Below are 20310 nucleotides of genomic sequence, written 5' to 3' on the forward strand. Positions count from 1 at the left end.
CCCAGCCGCCGACCCTCGACAGGAGTCGGCGACACAGCCTAGATTCCTGGCTGAATCGGCACAGGAGGTCGCCTTTTGCAGGGCATAGAGCGGCGCAGCTATGGGCCGGGCCGCAGGGCCACGGACGGGCAAGGGCGGCGTTCCGCGCCTTGGACCCGCATCCTGGCGCTCGCGGTCGCCTTGGCGCTTGCCGCCTATGCGCTCCTCGTGCTCCGCGAGGCGGACCGACCGCGCCGCGAAGCCGAAGCCGCCCGCATCGAAGCCCTCAGCCTTGAAGCCCGCCTCGCCGCTTCGCAGGTCGAGGCCCAGGCCAACCGCGCCGCCCTGGCCTTGCGCGCCGGAGCGCGCACCCTGGCCCAGACGCCCGGCCAGCCCGCCACCGCTCTTGATCACGCGCGCAGTCTGGCCCCCGAGGCCGCCTTCATGATCCTGGATCCGCAGGGTCGCATCCTGGCCGCCAGCGGCCCGCGTCTTGCCGCCCCCGTCGCCGCCATCGCCGCCGTCCAGCTGGGCGAGGACGGCATGACCCAGAGCCTCACGACCAGCGACGGCGCGGTCCTGCTGGCGCGCACGCCCCTGCCTGAGCTCAAGGCCAGCCTGAAGGACGTCGCCTTGTCGGTCATGCCCGCAGGCCAAACCCCGGCCGAGCCCGGCCGAGCCGTCAAGGGGCCGGACGGTCAGGCGCGCTCAGCGGCGGTCGCGCCCATAGGCGACACCGGGCTTGCCGTTGTGGCCGGCCTGCCCCGCGCCCATGGCGTAGCCGCGTGGCTGGAAGACGCCTGGATGCTGGCCGGGCCCCTGCTGCTGATGGTGTTGATGCTGGCCGTCATCGCCGTGCAGAACAGCCGCCAGATGCGCGCCGGTCGTCGCTGGGCCGAGACCGAGCGACGCTTCCGCGTGGCGGTCGAGGCCGCCCGTTGCGGCATTTGGGAATGGGACACCAGCCGCGGCGAGATGGTCCTGTCTGACTATATGGCCGCCCTTCTGGAGGTCGAGGAGGGTTCGCGGCTGACCACACAGGCGCTGATCGAGCGCGTCCATCCCTCCTATCGCGATGTCCTGCATCAGGCCCTGGACGAAGCCGCCGTCAGCGGCGCCTTCGAGGCCGCCTTCCCGATCCCGCTGCGGTCCGGCGGCGTCCGTTGGATCGATGCGCGCGGCCAGTCGCGCCAGCCGCGCCAAGACGGCGCCTTCGTCAGCCTGATGGGCGTGGCGCTTGACGTCACCGACGCGCGCCGCACCAAGGCTCAGGCCCAGGCGGCGGAGAGCCGGCTGCGCGACGCGATCGAAAGCGTGTCGGACGCCTTCGTCCTGTTCGACCGACGCGGCAGGCTGATCCTGTGGAACCAGGGCTTCCAGGACGCCTTCGCCTTTCCGCCCGACGTAGTGCGGCGCGGCGCGCTGAAGGACGAGTTGAACCGCATCGCGGCCGACGCCATCAAGTCCGAGCGTCCCTCCGTCGAAGGCCGCCCCGGCGTGCGGGAGGTCGAGCTGAGGGACGGCCGATGGCTGCAGATGGCCGAACGCTTGACCGGGGATGGCGGGACGGTGGTGATCTGCGCCGACATCACCGTGGTCCGCCGCCAGGAAGCCGAGCGGCGCCGCGCTGCCGATGAGCTAAGCGCCATGGTCGAGGAGCTTGAGGCCAGTCAGGACAAGCTGTCCTTGCTGGCGCGCAAGTACGAGGTCGCCATGATCCGCGCCGAGGACGCCAACCGCGCAAAGTCCGAGTTTCTGGCCAATATGAGCCACGAGTTGCGCACGCCGCTGAACGCCATCAACGGCTTCTCGGAGATCATGGCCGGCGAGATGTTCGGCCCCCTGGGCGACCAACGCTACAAGGGTTATGCCGCCGACATCCACGCCTCGGGCCAGCATCTGCTCAGCCTGATCAACGACATTCTCGACATGGCCAAGATCGAGGCGGGCAAGCTGACCCTCCATTATGAACCTTTGGCGCTGGACGTGCTGTGCGCCGACGCGGTGCGGCTGATGCGCGGCAAGGCGATGGAGTCCCAGTTGCGGCTGGCCCTGTCCTGCCCCGACGGACTGCGCGTCGAGGCGGATCAGCGCGGACTGAAACAGGTCCTGCTGAACCTGATTTCGAACGCCGTGAAATTCACGCCCGAGGGCGGGGCGGTGCGTGTCAGCGTGGTTCAAAAGGACGATGACGCCGTGCGCATCGCCGTCGCCGACACCGGCATCGGCATTTCGGCGGAAGATCTGGCGCGTCTGGCTCAACCGTTCGAACAGGTCGAAGGCCAGCATTCGAAATCGACGCAGGGCACGGGCCTCGGCCTGGCGCTGACCAAGTCGCTGATCGAGCTGCATCGCGGCCGAATGACCATCGAAAGCGAGCCGGGGCGCGGCACCACCGTCTGGTTCGACCTGCCCGTCCGCGCGCCAGAGGGCGCGGTGAAGCCGGCGGACGCGCCCGCTCAGCGGGTTCAGCGGGCCGCCTGATCCCCTGACGTCTCTCGCGCCTGTTCCACGACCTTTTTCGCCGCTGCATCGCCCTTGTCGCGGGTCTTCGACTTATGGCGAGACAGAATGGGCGCCAGGGCCTTGCGGTTCTCCGGCGACAACCGTCCAAGCGTCTCGACCGCCCCGGCCTCCAGGCGAGCCCGTCCCCGCATTTCCGACGCGCGCGACCGTTCCAGAAGAGCGGCGACCGCCACCGCGTCAAAGCGGTCCGAGGCCGTCAGAGCGATGGCTTCGCGCCGCGCGGCGCGGGCGTCCTCGAAGTCCGGCCGCGCTTCCAAGGCGCTGGCCCGCAGTTCGCCCTTGACCTGATCGCGCACGGCCGCCGGCAAGGCTTCAACCACAGTCCAGACGGGTTCGCTGCGGCCAGGCTTGCGGGCCTCGAGCGCCTGCTCCTCCGCCTTGCGCGACAACACCCACGCGGTGCCGCCGCCAACAACGACGAAAATGTTCAAGGCGACCGAGGCCGCCAGGGCGATCTTGAGACCCTTGTTCATGCTTATCCCCCAAGGCCCGCAGCCAGGATTTCGGCGTCGTCCGTCGCCGTCAGGCTGGCCTGATATAAGACGGTGTCAGCGCGGATTTCCGCCGTCATCTGGCTGGTAAGAACCATGCCGAAGGCCACGCCAGCGCAGGCTGCGGCGGCCCAGCCCGCCCCCGACGCCCAGGCGATTGGTCCCCACAGCCGCCGCGTCCGGCCCAGTCGCGCGCCCGCCGCGTCAGCGATGATGCGCTCGCGCAGCACGTGCGAAGGCGCCGGCCGCGGCGCGGCGTCCAGTAAGGCGTCCAAAACGTCCGCCTCGCCCAGAACCAGCCCCGCGCGGGGATCGGCGGCCAACAGCAGCCGCGCGGCTTCGCGCTCCGCCTCAGGCCAGCGCCGCAGGTCGGCGCCATAGGCGCCGGCCAGATGCTCAAAGCGTTCAAGATCCATCGTCATCATCTTCCGCCCCTATCTCCCCGCCACCTTCACGACGCCCTGCGGCGCGATGTCCGCCAGCGCCGTCCGCAACGCCCGCCGTCCGCGCGACAACAGGCTTTCCAGCGCCTCGACGCTGATCTCCATCAGGGCGGCGGCCTCGATATTGCCCAGCTCCTGATAGTGACACAGGACGATGGCCTCGCGCTGGCGCGGCGGCAGGCGCGACAGGGCCGCCTCGACCTGGGCGCCCGTCTCGGCCGCCAGCAAACCCCGATCCGGGGTCGGCCCGTCGTCGATCTGATCGGGCATGACGTCCGTCGCGATCTCGCGGCGGCGACGCAGCCGGTCGTAACAGAGATTAAGGGCCACGCGATGCAGCCAGGTATCGAAGCGCGCCTGACCGGGCGTCCAGCGCGGCGCCTGTTTCCAGGCTCTGAGCATCGCCTCCTGAGCCACGTCCTCAGCCTCCGCCGCGTCGCCCAGCATCCGCTGAGCGAGCGACAACATGCGCGGCAGCTTGCGCGCGACCATGGCCTGAACGGCGGCAGGATCGCCCGCGCCGACGCGCTTCACCAGGTCCTCGTCGGGGTCGGCGGTCTTCGCCAATCACGCCTCTTTGCTCGGCTGCAACAAGGGCGAGCGGTCCAGCCGTCGTCCCCGACATCACCTTACTCCGAAACGGGCGCCGAAGGCGACGCCGTCCCCTGCGGGCTCATGGCCGCCGGACGCTGCATCCGGCGCATTTCGCGCTTCTGACGCATCTCGGCGCGACCGGCCTCCATGGCGGCGCGGCGCTCTTCGACGCTCAACATCCCGTCGCTGTTCGTATCCATGCGGGCGAAGCCTTCCGTCGCCTTGCGCTCTACTTCGGCGATGACGATGGGGAAGCCGTCGGCGCCGTCACGCATGGCGCGGTCGCCCATGCGCCCCTGCTTCATGCCGCCACGCGCATGGCCCCAGCGGCCGGCGCCCATACGGCCTTCACCGCGCGCCTGCTGGCGCGGTGCCTCGAACTCGACGCGGCTGATCGAACCGTTCTTGTCGGCGTCCAGTCGGTCGAACTGCGCGGCGCGACGTTCGGCCCGGCGGGCTTGAGCATGAGCGCGCATTTCTTCGGCCGTCACCTGGCCGTCCCCATTGGCGTCGGCGGCCCGCAGTCGCTCGACGCGGCGCTGGACAAAGTCGGCCTGACTGACCGGCTCGGCCATGCGCGTCTGGCGTCCTGTTTCCGGCGTCGTCTGGGCCACAGCGGCGCCGCCCAGGGTCAGCATGAGGGCGGATACGGCGGCGGCGGCGAATATGGTCTTCATCTCGATGATCTCCTGGGGCGAAGTCGCCCCGAAAGCATCCCTGTCGAGAGATAGAACGGAGGTCGGATCAGTTTCCGTCGCTGATCGGCGGCAGAACCGCATCAAACGCCCGCCGCGCGTCCAGCCGCAGGTCGATCAGACGCGCCTTCAGCGTGTCGAAATCAGGCGCGCCGGCCGCTGCGGCGAGGCGCTGCTGAAAGCCTGACGGCTCCTGATCGGGGTCGTTTTTATCTTCGAAAGCGCAGGCGGTCAGTTGCGACAGTTGCTGGTGGATGCGCCAGCTGTCGGCCAGCACGCGGTCATCCTTCAGCGCCTCCAGCGTGGAGACCGTAAGGGGCCGGCCCGCCGCCGCCGCCATCAGCTGGCGGTATTGGCCGACGAACTCGGCGTCCACCTGAGCCCCCGCCGACAGCTTCAGATCCCAGAACCCCTTGGGCGCCCGTTCGCGCTCCATCAGATCGCGCATGGCCCGCACTTCGCGCGCGGTTTGCACCGCATCCCTCGGCCGCCGCAAGGCCTCGTCCAGCGCCGCCGTGACCTCGGCGCCGAAGCCGTCGTCGCTGGCCCACACCACCCGCGCCCGGGTCAGCGCCATGAACTCCCAGGTATCGGCTTCGTCGGCGTAGTAGGCGCGCAGGGTCTCAAGCCGCACCGACACCGGCCCCTTCGAACCCGTCGGCCGCAGACGCATGTCGACCTCATACAGGCCTCCCTCGGCAGTGTGGGCCGACAGGGCGGCGATGAACCGCTGGGTGAAGCGGCCGTAGAAGGTCTCGGCGCTCCAGCCGCGCCCGGCGGATGCGGCCTCAAGCGGCGCCGCATAGACGGTCATCAGGTCCAGATCCGAACTGGCCGACATCTCGCGTGAGCCCGCCTTGCCGAGGGCGACGACTGCGACCGCCCCGTCCAGCGCCCCGCCCATGCGTTCGGCCTCCTTCAAGGCCGCCGGCGCCAGCGCCCGCATACAGGCGTCGGCCAGATCGGTGTTAGCGCGCCCAGCCTCTTCCGGACCCGCGCGGCCCGTGATGGTGTGCATGCCGATGCGGAAGACCTGCTCGCGATGCTGGCGGCGCACGACGTTCATCGCCTCCTCGAAATCGGTCGCGGCGGCGGCCTCCGCCAGAAGCTGGCTGACGATGCCCGAGTCGGCGTCCAGATCCGTCAGGAAGCGCGCGTCCAGCACGCCGTCCAGCGCCTGCGGCCGCCGCCCCAGCATCCGCGCCAGCCGCGGCGCGAAGGCCATCACCTCGACCACCAGGTCGAACAGCTTGGGCTGGTTCAGGAACAGGGCCTGCACCTGCACCCCGGCGCTGAGCCCGGCAAAGAAGACGGCGAACCGACGAAAGGCCGCGTCCGGGGCCCCCGTCTTGGCCACCGCCGTCAGCAGTTGCGGCGCCAGCCGGGTGAACAGTTCGCGCCCCCGCGCCGTGCGCGTCGCCTGAATGCGGCCGTGGTGCCAGCTGCGGATGGTGTCGGACACGCTGGCGGGCTCGGAAAAGCCCATGCGGGCCAGCGTCTCCAGCGTGCCGGGGTCGTTCTCCACCCCGGTGAAGACGAGGCTGCCATAGGGAGAGGACAGGTCTTCGCCGCCCTCGAACAGTTCGCCATAGCGGGCGTTGACCCGCACCAGCAGGCGCTCGATCTCGGCGTCGAAGGTCGCCAGATCACCCTGCCCCGCCAAGGCCGCCACATCGGCGCGGCGTTCGGGATCAACGGGCAGGAGGTGCGTCTGCTCGTCCGCCAGCATCTGCGCCCGATGCTCCAGCGCCCGCAGCTCGATATAGGCGGCGCGCAGTTCGTCGCGCGCCTCGGGCGCCACATGGCCCGCCTTGGTCAGCGCGTCCAACGCCTCCAGTGTGCGCGGCGAGCGCAAGGCGCGGTCGCGACCGCCCAGTATCAGTTGCTGGGTCTGGACATAGAATTCGATCTCGCGGATGCCGCCGCGACCCAGCTTCAGATTGGCGCCCGCCGCCTCCAGGCCCTCGCCGGTCTTGTGGACGTGGATCTGTTTCTTGATCGACTGAATGTCGAGCACCGCCTGATAATCCAGACTGCGGCGCCAGATGTAAGGGACCAACGCCTTCAGGAAGTCGGCGCCCTCGGCCGCATCGCCCGCGCAGACGCGGGCCTTGATGAAGGCTGCCCGCTCCCAGTTCTGGCCGACGGATTCATAGTAGGCCAGCGCCATCGGCGCCGCGACTACGGGCGGGGTCGAGGACGGGTCGGGCCGCAGCCGCAGATCGACCCTGAAGACGTAACCGTCGGCCGTCCGTTCAGCCAACAGAGCCGTCAGCCCCTGCGCCAGGCGATTGATGAAGCCCTGCATCTCGACGCCCTCGGACAGGGCGGTCTCCAGGACCTCCGGCTCGTAGAAGAGCGACAGATCGATGTCCGAGGAGTAGTTCAGCTCGAACGCGCCGCCCTTGCCCATGGCCAGGACGAACAGGCCGGGAACCGGCCCGCGCGGATCGTCGGGGGCGGAGATCAGCCGCCCGCGCCTGCGCCAGTCGTCGGCCGTGATCCGTAGCGCCGCACGCGCCGCGGCATCGGCGAAGCGCGACAGGGCGCCGGTCACCTGATCCAGATTCCAGACGCCGCCCAAATCGCACAGGGCCGTGAGCAGATGCAGTTCCGCCTTCAGCCAGCGCAGCGGCGCCTTGGCCTCGTCCGGCGAGCCGCTCAGGGCGTCCGTGGCCGCCAGAATTTCTCCCAGGCGCGGCTCGGGCTCGCTTTCCAGCGTTCGCCGCAGATGGTCCGGCCAGCGCCGCGCCAGACCGGCCAGGTAGGGCGAGGCGGCGAAGACCGGCAGCAGGGCGCCCCACGCCGCATCCAGCGTTGCGCGCCAGCCCTCGGCGTCCGCCGCCTCGATCACCCGCTCATACAGGCGTCGGGCGGCCTCGCCATCGCGAACGGGGCCGCAGGGCTGCAACCGCGTCGCCAGCCCTTGGCTCACGCCTCGGCCTCGGGCGCGCGCGTCGCGGCCGGCAGGATCAGGGCCACGCGCAGGCCCGGCCCGCGCCCGTCGAAGACCCCCGGCCCCTCGTCCAGCTGGATGCGGCCGCCGTGCGCCTCGGCCACCGCCGTGACCAGCGACAGGCCCAGGCCCGAGCCCGGCTCGGTGCGGCTGTTGTCCAGCCGCACGAAGCGCTGCAGCACCCGCTCGCGGTCGCCGTCGGGCACGCCCGGCCCGTTGTCGGTGACCGAGAACTCCACGTCGCCCGACGAGCGCCGCCGCGCGCGGAACATCACCGCCCCGCCCTCGGGCGTGTATTTGATCGCGTTGTCGATCAGATTGGCCAGGGCCTGGGCCAGGAAGGGCTGGTTGCCATCGATCATCAGCCCCTTCTCGATCTCGGCGGCGAACTCCAGCCCCTTGTCCTCGCCCGCCGGTTCGTAAAGCTCGGCCATGTCGGCGGCCAGGTCGGCGGCGTCGAACACCTTGGGCTCAGGCGAACCGCCCGCCTGCAGCCGGGCGATGGCCAGGACGGTGTTGAAGGTCTTCAGCAAGGCGTCCGCCTCGTCCAGGGCGACGCCCAGGGCCTCGACGCCCGACGTCCGCCCCGCCTCGGCGTCGATCAGGGCGACCTCCATCTTGGCCTTCATCCGGTTCAGCGGCGTGCGCAGGTCGTGGGCGATGGCGTCGCCGGCATGGCGGATCGAGGCCATGGAGCCTTCCAGCCGGTCCAGCATGCCGTTCAGGCCCTCGGCCAGTTCGTCCAGTTCGTCGCCGGAATGACGGATCGGGGCGCGGGCCTTCAGGTCCCCCTCCTGCACCGCCGTGACCACGCGGTTCAGGCCGGCCATCGCCCGCTCGACGCCCCGGCTGATCCACAGCCCCCCGCCGACGCCGAGCACCAGCACCATGACCATCGCCCCCCACAAAGCCTGGGTCAGCCGGGCGAGATAGGCCTCGATGTCGCCGATGTCCTCGCCCACGAACAGGTGTTCGCCGCCCGATAGCGGGGTGTTGACGCCGATCGACTGACGGCGCCGGACGCGGCCGTCCTCATCCGTATCCGTCAGACGGAAGCTTTCCCACTGACCCGGCTGCACCCCGTCGGGCACGTCGGTGATGTTGGCCGTGATGATGCGGCCTTCGGCGTCCTTGAAGACATAGAGGTAGGGCCCGTTGCGGATCGCCCGTTCGACCAAAGCCTGATTCAAGGCGTCGCGGCCGCGCGTGCGATAGATAGCGGTCAGGCTATCGACCTCTCCCTGCACGCTCGCCTCAGCCCGCGTCCGCGCCTCGGACGCCGAGGCGAAATAGACATAGGCCAGCACCGCGCTCGCCGTCGCCACGAACAGCGCCAGAAACAGCAGCGTCAGCCGAAAGGGCGTGCGCCGAAAGAGCGAGGGGAGTTTCATGCCGGAGCCTTACGCCTCCAGCCGGTACCCCGCGCCGCGCACGGTCTGCAGCATGGCCTTGTCGAAACCCTTGTCGATCTTGGAGCGCAGGCGGCTGATGTGCACGTCGATGACGTTGGTCTGAGGGTCGAAATGGTATTCCCAGACCTTCTCCAGCAGCATGGTGCGCGTCACCGACTGACCCGCGTGGCGCATCAGGAACTCCAGCAGCTGGAACTCGCGCGGCTGCAGGTCGATCTCCTGGCCGTCGCGGTGGACCGTGCGGGCGATCAGGTTCATCTCCAGATCGCCGACCTTGAGCACGGTCTGGACCCCGCCGGTCTCGCGACGGCGCGACAGCGCCTCGACCCGAGCGACCAGTTCAGCCAGGGCGTAGGGCTTGACCAGATAGTCGTCGCCGCCGGCCTTCAGACCCGTGACGCGGTCCTCGACCTCGCCGAGCGCCGACAGAAACAGGACCGGCGTCTGATCGCCGCCCTTGCGGATGGTCTCGACCATGCCGACGCCGTCCAGGCGCGGCATCATCCGATCTACGACGTAGACGTCATAGCCGCCCTTCTGCGATTCCAGCAGGCCGAAGGCGCCGTCCACGGCGTGGGTGACCTCGTGCCCGGCCTCGCTCAGGCCGCGCACCATGGCGGTCGCGGCCTCGGCGTCGTCCTCAACCACCAGAATACGCATGCAGCCTCCCAAGAAAGATTCGGCGGCGATGTTAGCGCATCGCCGCCGATCCTGGGAGTTACGCCTTATTCAGACTTGGCGAAGGGCAGAACCACCGAGGAGTTGGTTCCCTGCACCCGGATGAGCAGGAAGACTCCCGGCCGTCCCGCCGAGCGCGCCTCATCGACAGCCGCCTTCAGATCGGCCTCTGAACGCACGACGCGGTTGTTGGCGCGCTGGATGACCGTGCCGACCGGCATGCGCATCTTGCCCGCTTCCGAACGCGGAGCGACGGCGGTGACCACAACGCCCTGCATGTCGTCGGGGATGGAGTAGCGCTGACGCAGGGCCGAGGTGATCGGCGTCACCGTGATGCCCTCGATCGATTGGCCGACAGCCGCGCCGTCTTCGCCGGGTTGCTGGGCGCCTGAACCCTGATCGCCGTTCAGCTCGGCTTCCGACGGACGGGTGCCCGCGCGGATGTTGAGAGTCTGGCGCCGTCCGTCGCGCAGGACTTCAAGCCGCAGCGTATCGCCGGGCTTGGCGCGGGCGACGCGACGGGTCAGCTCGGTGGAGCTGTCGACCGCCTCGCCGTTAACGCTGGTGACCACGTCGCCGATCTGCATCCCGCCGCGGTCGCCCGGCGCGCCGGCCGTGACCTCGGCGACATAGGCGCCCTTGATGTCTTCGCTCAGGCCCAGGGCGGCGGCCGCATCCTTGGACAGGGTCTGGATCTGCACGCCCAGATAGCCGCGCTCGACCGTCTCGCCGCGCATCAGCTTGTCGGTGACGGCCTTGGCCGTGGTCGCGGGAATGGCGAAGCCGATGCCGACCGAGCCGCCCGACGGCGAGAAGATCGCCGTGTTCACGCCGATGACGCGGCCGTAGATGTCGAAGGTCGGACCGCCGGAGTTGCCCCGGTTGATGGCCGCGTCGATCTGCAGATATTCGTTGTAGCCGATCGGATCGATGTCGCGCGACTTGGCCGAGACGATGCCCGCCGTCGCCGTCCCGCCCAGGCCGAAGGGATTGCCCACGGCGATGACCCAGTCGCCGACGCGCGGCTCGGCGGCTTCTTCAAAGCTGACGAAGGGGAAGGCCGAACCCTCGACCTTGATGACGGCCAGGTCCGTGCCTTCATCGCGACCGATCAGCTTGGCCTTGAGTTCGCGGCCGTCGCTGAGCTTGACCGAGATCTCCTCGGCGTTCTCGACCACGTGGTTGTTCGTGACGATGAAGCCGTCGCCCGAGATGAAGAAGCCCGAGCCGGCGCCCGCGGCCAGTTGGGTGTTGTCATCCTCGCCCTCGCCCGAGCCGCCTGGCGCGCCGGGGATCGGCACGGCGCCGAAGCCGGGAATCTGGAACACGCCGCGCGGGCGCTGGACGCGGGTCTTCACGTCGATCTGCACCACGGCGGGGGCGACCTGCTGGAAGATGTCGGCGAAGCTGAGCGGCGCGCCCTGCGGCGGGGCGAACGCCAACGCTCCGGCCCCGGCCGAGGGAACCAGCTGTCCGACCTTGGCTGCCGGCGCCGCCTCGGCGCCCGGCCAGGTGATGACCCCGCCCGCCGTCGCGGCGGCGGCGAAGGTCAGGCCGACAGCGGCCCCCAGAATGAACTCCTTGCGTTTCAGCATCGTCGTCCTTGCAGTCTTTTACTGGCGTTCACGGAAAGCTCCGTTCGCCCATGGATATAGGGCGTCAAGGCTCAAGCCAATGCACGCCGTCGCAATGATTGACTTTGATCATCGTTCCGCGTGTGGCGCGTCTGCGTCAGGAAGGCGGCGAAAGGCTTTCCAAACGGACAGCTAGGCCTTTTCGTCGTCGCCCGTCAGGGCGGCCAGGGCGCGCTCTTCTTCAGGCGTCAGCGGCGCGGCTTCCGCAGTCTCGCGACGGCGTGCGCGCAGGACCAGCACGACCCCCGCCCCCGCCGCCAGCGCAAACGGGCCGAACCACAGCAGCCAGGTGCCGATCCGAACCGGCGGCTGGAACAGCACGTAATCGCCATAGCGCCGGATCAGGTCGTCCTTGATCTGGGCGTCCGTCTTTCCCGCCGCGATCTGCTCGCGCACCAGACCGCGCAGGTCGGCGGCGATGCCTGCCGGGCTGTCGGCGATCGATTCATGCTGACAGACGACGCAGCGGATGTCGCCGAACAGGGCGCGGGCGCGGGCCTCCTGCGCCGGGTCCGTCAGCGGCCGGTCGGGCGCGGGGGGCGGCTCGGCCAGAGCCGGCGCAGTTGCACTGGCCAGCAGGGCGGCGGCGAACAGGGCGGCGGCGCGCCTCATGCCTGCGCCTCCAGGGGCTCGGCCGGCTTGGCGGCCTTCTTGACGCGCGAACCCGCCCCGACGCGCAGGCGCCGGTCCAGCAGGGAGATCAGCCCGCCCAGCGCCATCAGCGCCGGCCCCAGGAAGATCAGCCGCGCCCACGGATTGTAATAGATGCGCACGATCCAGGCCCGCTCGCCGGCGTCCGTCGCCGCCCGGTCGCCCATGACGGCGTAGACGTCGTCCAGCCCGCGGAAGTCGAGGCCGACCTCGGTCGTGGTCTGGCCGCCCGCCGGGAAGAAGCGGCGCTCGGCAGTGATGACGCGCGCGGGCGCGCGGCCGTCGACGGGCATGATGGTCAGCCGGCCCTGCTCAGCCAGATAGTTGGGGCCTTCGATGACTTGGACCGCGTCCAGGCGCGCCTTCCACGGCCCGGCGGAGACTTCCCCGCCCAGCGGCAGGGCGGCGGCGGCCTCGGCCTTGAAGCTGGTCTCGACCACGGCGCCCAGGATGAAAACGCCCAGACCGGCGTGGGCCAGCGCCATGCCCCAGGCGCCCAGCGGCAGCCCCTTGGCGCGGCGCAGGGTTTCGGCCAAGGGCGCGCGGAAGGCCTTGGTCCGCTCGCCCAGTTCCGCCAGCGCCCCGCCGATCAGCCAGGCGCCGACGCCCAGCCCTGCCGCGGCCAGCGCCTTCTTCGGCTCAAACAGGACAAAGGCGGCGAAGGCGGCGATGATCGCCAGGGCGGCGGCCCACCACAGGCGCTGCAAAGCCCCCTTCAAGTCGCCCCGCTTCCATGCCAGCAGCGGCCCGGCGGGCAGGATCAGGCAGGCGATGATCATCAGCGGGTTGAAGACAGCGTTGAAATAGGGCGGGCCGACCGAGATGGTTGCGCCGGTCGCGGCTTCCAGGATCAGCGGATAGAGGGTGCCCAGCAGCACCGTCGCCGCCGCCGCCGTCAGGAACAGATTGTTCAGCACCAGCGCGCCTTCGCGGCTGATCGGCGCAAAGGCCGCGCCGGACCGGATCGCCGGGGCGCGAAGGGCGAACAGGATGAAGGCCGCGCCCGCCGCCAGCCCTAAAATGGCCAGCAGCATCATCCCCCGCTGAGGATCGACGGCGAAGGCGTGGACGGAGGTCAGCACGCCCGAACGCACCAGAAACGCGCCCAGCATGGAGAAGGTGAAGGCCAGGATCGCCAGGAACACCGTCCAACCGGCCAGCGCCCCGCGCCGCTCGGTGACGATGGCCGAGTGAAGCAGGGCCGCGCCCGCCAGCCAGGGCATGAAGCTGGCGTTCTCGACCGGGTCCCAGAACCACCAGCCGCCCCAGCCCAACTCGTAATAAGCCCAGAAGGAGCCCAGGGCGATGCCGACCGTCAGCAGCGCCCACGACGCCAGCGCCCACGGCCGCACCCAGCGCCCCCACGCCGGATCGACCCGCTTCTCGATCAGGGCGGCGACCGCCAGGGAGAAACAGACCGAGAAGCCGACATAGCCGCCGTACAGCAGCGGCGGGTGCACCGCCAGCGCCGGGTCCTGAAGCAGCGGGTTCAGGGACGCGCCCTGCACCGGCGCCGGGTCCAGCCGGAAGAAGGGGTTGGAGGTGAAGGCGGCGAAGGCCAGGAACAGGCTCGACAGGCCCGCCTGCACGGCCACGGCCGAGGTCTTCAGCCCGAACGGCAGGCCGCGCGCCAGGGCCAAGGCCCCGCCGAAGACCGTCATCACCAGGCACCACAGCAACAGGGAGCCTTCGTGGCTGCCCCAGGCCCCGGCGACCTTGTAGAGCATCGGCTTGTCGGTGTGGCTGTTCAGGGCCACGTTCGACACCGAGAAGTCGGAAACGACGAAGGCATAGATCAGGGCGGCGAAGGCCAGAAGGATCGCCCCGGCCGAGGCCAGCATGGCGCCGCCGCCGGCGCCCGCCAGCACGGGGCTGAGCCGCAGCCGCCCCGCCGTGGTCAGCGCCAGACTCAGCACCGACAGCGCCAGCGCCAGGATCAGGGCGAAGGCGCCCAGTTCGACGATCAAGCCTTTACGCTCCCTGCTGCGCGGCGACGGCGGGCGCCGGCGCCTCGTCGGGCCGCCACTCGCCCTTTTCCTTCAGCCGGTCGGCGACTTCGCGCGGCATATAGGTCTCGTCGTGCTTGGCCAGCACCTGACTGGCCTCGAACACCCGGTCGGGGCGGAACGACCCCTGCGCCACGATGCCCTGCCCCTCGCGGAACAGGTCGGGCAGGTCGCCGTGATAGATCACCTGCGCCGTCGCCCCGTTGTCAGTGACGACGAAGACGACCGAGCCGTCCGCGGCCTTGGTCACGCTGCCGGCCTCGACCAGACCGCCCAGGCGGATCATCTGGCCGGCCGGAACCTTCTGCGGCGTCACTTCCGAGGGAGAGTAGAAGAAGGTCACATTGTCCTTCATCGCCCATAGCGACAGGCCGACGGCCAGCGCCAGCACCGGCGCCGCAGCGATGACGACCCACAGGCGGCGGCGCGCCTTGGGCGATTTGGGCAACCAGCTCATCTCAACAATCCGGAAACGGCGGAAAACACCGCCGCGCATTGGGCGGGCGTCAGGGCGAACCAACGGCTCATCGTGGGGCCTCGGCCAGACGGGTCTGCAACTCGGCCCGGCGCGGGTCGGACGGGGCCAGCACGGCGATCAGCGGCCCCCACATGGCCTCGGCCTCGGCGCGGTCGCCGCGCGCCAGAGCCGCGTCGCCCAGATAGAAGCGCGCGCCCAACTGGTCAGGGTCCAGCCTGACCGCCTGACGGAAGGCCGCCTCGGCGTCGCCATCGACCGCCCCGCCGTTGGCCCGCACCAGGCTCTCGCCCAGCCGCGCCCAGCTCTGGGCGTCGTCGGGCTGGATGGCGAGGGCGCGGCGGAAGGCCGAGGCCGCGCCAATGGGATCGCCGGCCTCGAAGCGGGCGGCGCCCAGCATGGTCAGGGCCAGACGGTCGTCGGGCCGGTCCTTGACCACCTGCCCCAGCACCGCCGCGACCTGGGCGGGCTCCAGCGCCTCGGGCGCCGAGGCCCATTCGCGCACGCGCGTCTCATAGGCCTGATCCTTCATGCCCGGCGCGCCGAAAACGGCGTAGACGCCCAGCGACGCGGCGGCCGTCGCCGCGATGCCGCCGAGCACCCAATAGCGGTCGGCCGCGCCCGCAACGGGGCGGCGGTCGGCCCGGCGGGCGGCCAGCAAACGGCGGCCCGCCTCGGCCCGCGCGGCGGTCCAGCCCGCCTCGTCCAGCAGGCCGCGCGTCTTCAGCCGGTCCAGCTCGGCCAGCTCCAGCGCGCCCGCATCGCGGTCCGCAACGCTTTCGGCCTCAGCGCCGCGCCGGGCGGCCGACAGCACCGCCAACCCCGCCAGGGCGGTCACAAGGGCCGTCATGATCCAGAAGATCGTCATGGCCGCCGCTGTAGCGGATCAGGCGGCCGGAGGCGAGGCGCGCGACGACGCACCCGTGTTTGACCCTGCGATGGCCAGCCGCCGCCGCACGGTTCGCGACGCGTCCTTGGCTCCCAAGAGACCCAGAAGTTCGGCGGTCAGGCCGATCCGCTTGCGGGCCACGCCTTCGTCCGACGCCTGGCCGTCGTTCAACTGTTCGATCGCCTCATCGGCCCAGGTCGCGAGCCGGCCCGTCAGGGCCTCGGCCGTCTGCCTGCGCTCGGCCTCGCAGCCGAAGACGGCGGCGATGGGACGCACATCCCCCGTCAGCGTCAGCAGAACCCGCGCCCGCGCCGCCGCCGCCGCATCCGGCAGCTGGCTCAACAGAGGCGTCGGGCGCGTCATGCGTCCGGCCAGCGGCGTCCGCTGGACGGGCAAGACCGCATCAACCGCCTTCTCAGCCGCCTCGAAATGTTCAGACAGGCGCAGCGCGATCCTCAGGCGCGCCTGGCGCACGGCCTTGGCCCAGGCGCTGTCGGGCCGAAGCGGCAGGGACACGTCGATCTCTCCCAGGGTTTCGGCGCACCAGTCCAGGCCCGCGGCCAGCCGCTTGCGCTGTTCGTCATCCTCGAGATCAACAGCCGCGACATCGACGGCGCGACGTGCCAAGGCCGACACGATCCGATCGATCAGCAGATCCGCCTCCTCGCGGCCCGCTGTCGCCTCGCGTCCCGAAGCCCCGATAAGGGCCAGCACCCGCAGCATCAGCCTCGCATCAGCCATCTGCGCGAAGAGGATCTCCAGCAGCTTCTCGACCCCGCCCGGACCGGCCGCCGAGGCCTGGCGCAGGGCCAGCTTCAATTCCGCCAGCTCGGCGCCGCTGGGCCGACCCGTCCAGGCCGGCAGATGCGGCAGCGCCCGGCGCGCCACCGGCGCCAGGTCCAGACACGCCGCCAACGCCTCGACCTGCTCCGGCGCAGCGTCCGCCCAGACCGCGTCGGGCGCATCGCGCAGCACCACGGCGGCGCTGTGGCACAGGCGGTCGGCGACCATCCGCGACAGATCGTCGTCACGGTCCAGTTGCGGCAATAGCTCAGGCTCGCCCCGCGTCGCCGCGCGCCACAGCCGCGCGGGCAGACCCGCAGGAAAATTCAGGCCCTCCAGCGCATCCTCGCGCGCACGGAACAGCGGCGCCAGCGGACCGAAGGCGACCTCGCGGCGGCGGCGATCCAGCCGCTCGACCTCGACCATTTCGCGCAGGGCGGCCGCCCGATCGCCCGCCATCGTCCCCGCCAGCCCCATCAACTGAGGCAGGACCCGGTCCGGACACCGTTCGATCAAATGAGCCAGAGCGGCCCGCTGGGCGACCGACAGGTCCGCCATCCACGCATCCTCCGGCCCTACTGAGTTCCGGCCAAGGCCCCAAGACTGGCGCGTCACGGGTTAACAGGGGATTTTGAGGCGGAATGGCGAACGCAGCCGATCTGCAAGCCGACATCGGCTTTCGGCGCCTAAGTCGGGGACTTTAATCGACCCATAGCGGACGAATGGGAGCACCGGTAAAGGCAGAGCATGTTAGATTTTCGCCCTTCGAGCCCTTCCGATCTGCCTCGCGTCATGGACATCTGGCGCGCGGCCGTTGACGCCACCCACGACTTCCTTACCCCTGGCGACCACGATGCCATCGAGGCTGAGGTTCTAGGCTTTTTCCCGCAGGTGTCCCTGCTTCTTGCGGTTGATAGTTCTGATGCGCCGCTCGGCTTCATGTTCTTGCATGAAGGGCATCTGGAGGCGCTTTTCGTAGACCCGGATCAACATGGCCAGGGTATCGGCAAAGCCCTTGTCCGCAATGCTCTTGCCGCGCATCCAGGCCTGACGGTCGATGTGAACGAGCAGAATCCCAAAGCCCTCGGCTTTTACGAGCATCTAGGCTTCGAACGTATAGGGCGATCAGCTCAGGATGGTCAGGGAAGGCCCTATCCGCTCATACATCTCCGGCACCGAGCCGACTTCTAACCTTTCTGCGCCGCCCCCACGTGCGTCACGCCTCTGGCGCGGGCGATCTCCACCTGCTTGTGGCGCTCGGCGTAGCCCTCGCGCTGGGTCGCGTCGCGGTCGTCCCAACAGCGGTCGCAGGACACGCCCTCGACATAGCGCGCAGAACTCCGCCCCTCGGGGCTGACCGGCATGCGGCAAGCCCGGCACAGGCTGTGCTCGCCCTCGACCAGACCATGGCCCACGGCCACCCGCTCGTCGAAGACGAAGCATTCACCGCGCCACAGGCTTTCCGGCTCCGGCACCGTCTCCAGATATTTGAGGATGCCGCCCTCCAGGTGGTGCACGTCGCGCACCCCCTCGGCCTTCAGGAAGGCGGTGGCCTTTTCGCAGCGGATGCCGCCGGTGCAGTACATGGCGACCTTCGGCGGGGTCGGCCGGTCCAGCAGGGCGCGGCCCTCGGTGCGGAACCAGTCGGCGAACTCACGGAAGGTGCGGGTGTTGGGCTGGACCGCGCCCTCGAAGGCGCCGATCTCGCCTTCGTAGTCGTTGCGGGTGTCGATGACGACGGTGTCGGGGTCGGCGATCAGGGCGTTCCAGTCCTGGGCCGAGACATAGGTCCCGACGCCCTCGACCGGGTCGATGTCGGGCTGGCCCATGGTGACGATCTCGGCCTTCACCCGCACCTTCATGCGGTGGAAGGGCATGGCCGAGGCCGTCGAATATTTCAGCTCCAGCCGGTCGAACCCCGGCAGGGCCCGCACGCCGTCGATGACGCGGGCGATGGCGGCCTGCGGCCCCGCGATGGTGCCGTTGATCCCCTCATGCGCCACCAGCAGGGTGCCGCGCACCTCGCTCCCGCACAGGTCGAGCAGGTGCAGGCGCAGGGCCGCCGGGTCGGCCACGGCTGCGAAACGATACAGGGCCGCCACGGTAAACGGGGACAAGGGCGACATCGGGGGAACGGCTGAGACGGTCACGGCCTTCCTATAGCGTCCCGTCGCCCCCCTCGCGACGCCAATAATCCGGAACCCAGAGTGACCGCTTACCGGCTTGCTTCCCCCGCCGAAGCCGTGTGGATTGACCTCATGGTCGTCGTTGGTTCTTGCCTGCCCCCTATCGCCCATGCCCCGGTCGCCGATGCGAGGAGCCGTCAGGCATGAGTTCAACCGCCGACGCTCCGACTTCCGCCCCGCCGCCCGCCCCGCCCGAGCGCCCATCCGCCCTGGCGCCGCTGCGGCACCCGATCTTCCGGGCGGTGTGGATCACCAGTCTGGTGACCAATTTCGGCGGGCTGATCCAGTCGGTCGGCGCGGCCTGGATGATGACCTCCATCGCCTCGGCCCAGATGGTCGCCCTGGTGCAGGCGTCGGTCACCCTGCCGATCATGCTGCTGTCGCTGGCGGCCGGGGCGCTGGCCGACACGGTGGACCGGCGCAGGATCATGCTGGCGGCCCAGACCTTCATGCTGCTGGTCTCGGCCGGACTGGCGGCGATGACCTACATGGGTTGGATCACGCCCTGGGTGTTGCTGACCTTCACCTTCCTGATCGGCTGCGGCGTCGCCTTCAACGGCCCGGCGTGGCAGGCGTCGGTCGGCGACATGGTCCCGCGCGAAGACCTGGCCGGGGCCGTGACCATCAACTCCATGGGCTTCAACATGGCCCGCAGCGTGGGTCCAGCGCTGGGCGGCCTGATCGTGGCGGCGGCTGGCGCGGCGGCGGCCTTTGCGGTCAACGCCTTCAGCTATCTGGGCCTGCTGTTCGTGCTGTTCCGCTGGAAGCCCGAGCGGCCCAAGCAGACCCTGCCGCGCGAAGGCCTGCTGGCGGCCATGGCGGGGGGCGTGCGCTACGCCTTCCTGTCGCCGCGCGTGACGGCGGTGCTGCTGCGCGCCGTGGTGTTCGGCGTCGGCGCCAGCGCGGTCCAGGCCCTGATGCCCGTGGTGGCGCGCGAGAACGGCGGCGGGCCGCTGGCTTTCGGCCTGCTGCTGGGTTCGTTCGGCGTGGGCGCGGTGGGCGGCGCCCTGTTCGTCGGTCGGCTGCGCGCGAAATACGAGACGGAGACCATCGTCCGCGTCGCCGCCCTGGTCTTTGCGGCGGCTGCAGTGGGCCTGGGCTACATCCCCTGGCTGGCGGTCACCTTGCCGGCGCTGATGCTGGCCGGGGCGGGCTGGGTGCTGGTGCTGTCCAGCTTCAACGTCACGGTGCAGATGTCGGTGCCGCGCTGGGTCGTGGCGCGGGCGCTGTCGCTCTACCAGATGGCGGCCTTTGGCGGCATGGCCGGCGGCAGCTGGCTGTGGGGGGCGCTGGCCCAGTCCTATGGCGTCGAGATCGCCCTGGCGGTCTCGGCCGGAGTGCTGGTGTTCTGCGTGCTGATCGGCCTGAGGGTGCCGCTGCCGTCGACCGCCAATCTGAACATGGACCTGCTGCGCCGCTGGACCGAGCCGCAGACCACCCTGGCGATAGAGCCCCGCAGCGGGCCGATCATCGTCTCCATCGCCTATCGTATTCGCGAGGAGGACATCGACGCCTTCCTGGCCCTGATGGACGAGCGGCGCCGCATCCGCCGCCGCGACGGCGCGCGCCAATGGCGCGTGATGCGCGACCTGGCCGAGCCTCAGGTGTGGGTCGAGAAATATCAGACGCCGACCTGGCTGGACTACATCCGTCACAATCAGCGCATCACCCACGCCGACGCCGCGATCAACGAGGGCATCCGCGCCCTGCACCAGGGACCGGACAAGCCCGTCGTGCACCGCATGATCGAGCGCACCACCGTCCCCCTGGCCGCCAATCTGCACGGCGACCGCCACTATGGAGAGCCCCTGACCGACCCGACCCGATCCTCCTGAGACCGACCCGTCGCGCTTGCTCGATATGTTGAGCAAATAATCGACCGTGATCGCCCGAACACAGGCAGTCCTTATCA

At 70.0% G+C, this 20310-nt stretch carries 17 protein-coding genes; 3 read left to right on the forward strand and 14 right to left on the reverse strand.

Translation table 11 applies throughout. The features are described from left to right. Window positions 1-75: 75 nt before the first annotated feature. Complete coding sequence (locus H9656_RS07360) at window positions 76-2463, forward strand: ATP-binding protein (protein WP_191743506.1); 2388 nt, start codon at window positions 76-78, stop codon at window positions 2461-2463. Here H9656_RS07360 and H9656_RS07365 read toward each other — a convergent pair. The 13 genes from H9656_RS07365 to H9656_RS07425 form a co-directional block, all read right to left on the reverse strand. Beyond that, the gene (locus H9656_RS07365; RefSeq protein WP_225212263.1) at window positions 2448-2978 is read right to left on the reverse strand and encodes a periplasmic heavy metal sensor; all 531 of its coding nucleotides are present in this window, start codon (window positions 2976-2978) and stop codon (window positions 2448-2450) included. The genes H9656_RS07360 and H9656_RS07365 overlap by 16 nt on opposite strands. 2 nt (window positions 2979-2980) lie before the next feature. After that, the gene (locus tag H9656_RS07370; protein WP_225212264.1) at window positions 2981-3412 is read right to left on the reverse strand and encodes a hypothetical protein; all 432 of its coding nucleotides are present in this window, start codon (window positions 3410-3412) and stop codon (window positions 2981-2983) included. Window positions 3413-3430: 18 nt separating this feature from the next. Then, the gene (locus H9656_RS07375) at window positions 3431-4006 is read right to left on the reverse strand and encodes an RNA polymerase sigma factor (RefSeq protein ID WP_191743508.1); all 576 of its coding nucleotides are present in this window, start codon (window positions 4004-4006) and stop codon (window positions 3431-3433) included. A 62-nt stretch (window positions 4007-4068) separates the two neighbouring features. Then, window positions 4069-4710, reverse strand: a complete 642-nt coding sequence (locus H9656_RS07380) for an EF-hand domain-containing protein (RefSeq protein WP_191743509.1) — start codon at window positions 4708-4710, stop codon at window positions 4069-4071. Window positions 4711-4777: 67 nt separating this feature from the next. Further along, window positions 4778-7663, reverse strand: coding sequence for a bifunctional [glutamine synthetase] adenylyltransferase/[glutamine synthetase]-adenylyl-L-tyrosine phosphorylase (locus tag H9656_RS07385; RefSeq protein WP_191743510.1), 2886 nt, complete (start codon window positions 7661-7663; stop codon window positions 4778-4780). Next, entirely contained in the window at window positions 7660-9075 is a 1416-nt protein-coding gene (locus H9656_RS07390) for a sensor histidine kinase (protein WP_191743511.1), read from the reverse strand. Before H9656_RS07390 ends, H9656_RS07385 begins: the two co-directional genes overlap by 4 nt. 9 nt (window positions 9076-9084) lie before the next feature. Next, window positions 9085-9756, reverse strand: a complete 672-nt coding sequence (locus H9656_RS07395) for a response regulator transcription factor (RefSeq protein WP_046651685.1) — start codon at window positions 9754-9756, stop codon at window positions 9085-9087. Between the two features lie 65 nt (window positions 9757-9821). Beyond that, window positions 9822-11369, reverse strand: coding sequence for a Do family serine endopeptidase (locus H9656_RS07400; RefSeq protein ID WP_191743512.1), 1548 nt, complete (start codon window positions 11367-11369; stop codon window positions 9822-9824). A 171-nt stretch (window positions 11370-11540) separates the two neighbouring features. Further along, window positions 11541-12020 carry a cytochrome c-type biogenesis protein gene (locus H9656_RS07405; RefSeq protein ID WP_191743513.1) on the reverse strand — a complete coding sequence of 160 codons (480 nt, stop codon included), beginning with the start codon at window positions 12018-12020 and terminating at the stop codon, window positions 11541-11543. Beyond that, the gene (locus tag H9656_RS07410) at window positions 12017-14026 is read right to left on the reverse strand and encodes a heme lyase CcmF/NrfE family subunit (RefSeq protein WP_191743514.1); all 2010 of its coding nucleotides are present in this window, start codon (window positions 14024-14026) and stop codon (window positions 12017-12019) included. Before H9656_RS07410 ends, H9656_RS07405 begins: the two co-directional genes overlap by 4 nt. A 4-nt stretch (window positions 14027-14030) precedes the next feature. Beyond that, the gene (ccmE, locus tag H9656_RS07415; RefSeq protein WP_191743515.1) at window positions 14031-14522 is read right to left on the reverse strand and encodes a cytochrome c maturation protein CcmE; all 492 of its coding nucleotides are present in this window, start codon (window positions 14520-14522) and stop codon (window positions 14031-14033) included. A 67-nt stretch (window positions 14523-14589) separates the two neighbouring features. Then, entirely contained in the window at window positions 14590-15408 is an 819-nt protein-coding gene (gene ccmI, locus H9656_RS07420; protein WP_191743516.1) for a c-type cytochrome biogenesis protein CcmI, read from the reverse strand. A gap of 18 nt (window positions 15409-15426) precedes the next feature. Further along, entirely contained in the window at window positions 15427-16770 is a 1344-nt protein-coding gene (locus tag H9656_RS07425; RefSeq protein WP_191743517.1) for a hypothetical protein, read from the reverse strand. Between the two features lie 234 nt (window positions 16771-17004). Between H9656_RS07425 and H9656_RS07430 the strand changes: the two genes are divergently transcribed. After that, complete coding sequence (locus tag H9656_RS07430) at window positions 17005-17403, forward strand: acetyltransferase (RefSeq protein ID WP_263598609.1); 399 nt, start codon at window positions 17005-17007, stop codon at window positions 17401-17403. On the opposite strand, the gene trhO is transcribed toward H9656_RS07430, so the two are convergent. Then, window positions 17400-18329: an oxygen-dependent tRNA uridine(34) hydroxylase TrhO gene (gene trhO, locus H9656_RS07435; protein ID WP_225212265.1), complete on the reverse strand. Its 930-nt coding sequence runs from the start codon at window positions 18327-18329 to the stop codon at window positions 17400-17402. The two genes, H9656_RS07430 and trhO, sit on opposite strands and share 4 nt — an antisense overlap. A 212-nt stretch (window positions 18330-18541) precedes the next feature. Between trhO and H9656_RS07440 the strand changes: the two genes are divergently transcribed. Then, window positions 18542-20233, forward strand: coding sequence for an MFS transporter (locus H9656_RS07440; protein WP_191743519.1), 1692 nt, complete (start codon window positions 18542-18544; stop codon window positions 20231-20233). Window positions 20234-20310: the final 77 nt, after the last annotated feature.

It is taken from the genome of Brevundimonas guildfordensis, from assembly GCF_014836405.1.
Classification (GTDB): domain Bacteria; phylum Pseudomonadota; class Alphaproteobacteria; order Caulobacterales; family Caulobacteraceae; genus Brevundimonas; species Brevundimonas guildfordensis.

Coding starts and splice junctions, on each gene's coding strand:
- H9656_RS07365 (WP_225212263.1), bottom strand. CDS start 2,978: ATGAACAAGGGTCTCAAGATCGCCCTGGCGGCCTCGGTCGCCTTGAAC.
- H9656_RS07400 (WP_191743512.1), bottom strand. CDS start 11,369: ATGCTGAAACGCAAGGAGTTCATTCTGGGGGCCGCTGTCGGCCTGACC.
- H9656_RS07390 (WP_191743511.1), bottom strand. CDS start 9,075: ATGAAACTCCCCTCGCTCTTTCGGCGCACGCCCTTTCGGCTGACGCTG.
- ccmE (WP_191743515.1), bottom strand. CDS start 14,522: ATGAGCTGGTTGCCCAAATCGCCCAAGGCGCGCCGCCGCCTGTGGGTC.
- H9656_RS07380 (WP_191743509.1), bottom strand. CDS start 4,710: ATGAAGACCATATTCGCCGCCGCCGCCGTATCCGCCCTCATGCTGACC.
- H9656_RS07370 (WP_225212264.1), bottom strand. CDS start 3,412: ATGGATCTTGAACGCTTTGAGCATCTGGCCGGCGCCTATGGCGCCGAC.
- ccmI (WP_191743516.1), bottom strand. CDS start 15,408: ATGACGATCTTCTGGATCATGACGGCCCTTGTGACCGCCCTGGCGGGG.
- H9656_RS07440 (WP_191743519.1), top strand. CDS start 18,542: ATGAGTTCAACCGCCGACGCTCCGACTTCCGCCCCGCCGCCCGCCCCG.
- H9656_RS07430 (WP_263598609.1), top strand. CDS start 17,005: ATGGACATCTGGCGCGCGGCCGTTGACGCCACCCACGACTTCCTTACC.
- H9656_RS07395 (WP_046651685.1), bottom strand. CDS start 9,756: ATGCGTATTCTGGTGGTTGAGGACGACGCCGAGGCCGCGACCGCCATG.
- H9656_RS07425 (WP_191743517.1), bottom strand. CDS start 16,770: ATGGCGGACCTGTCGGTCGCCCAGCGGGCCGCTCTGGCTCATTTGATC.
- H9656_RS07405 (WP_191743513.1), bottom strand. CDS start 12,020: ATGAGGCGCGCCGCCGCCCTGTTCGCCGCCGCCCTGCTGGCCAGTGCA.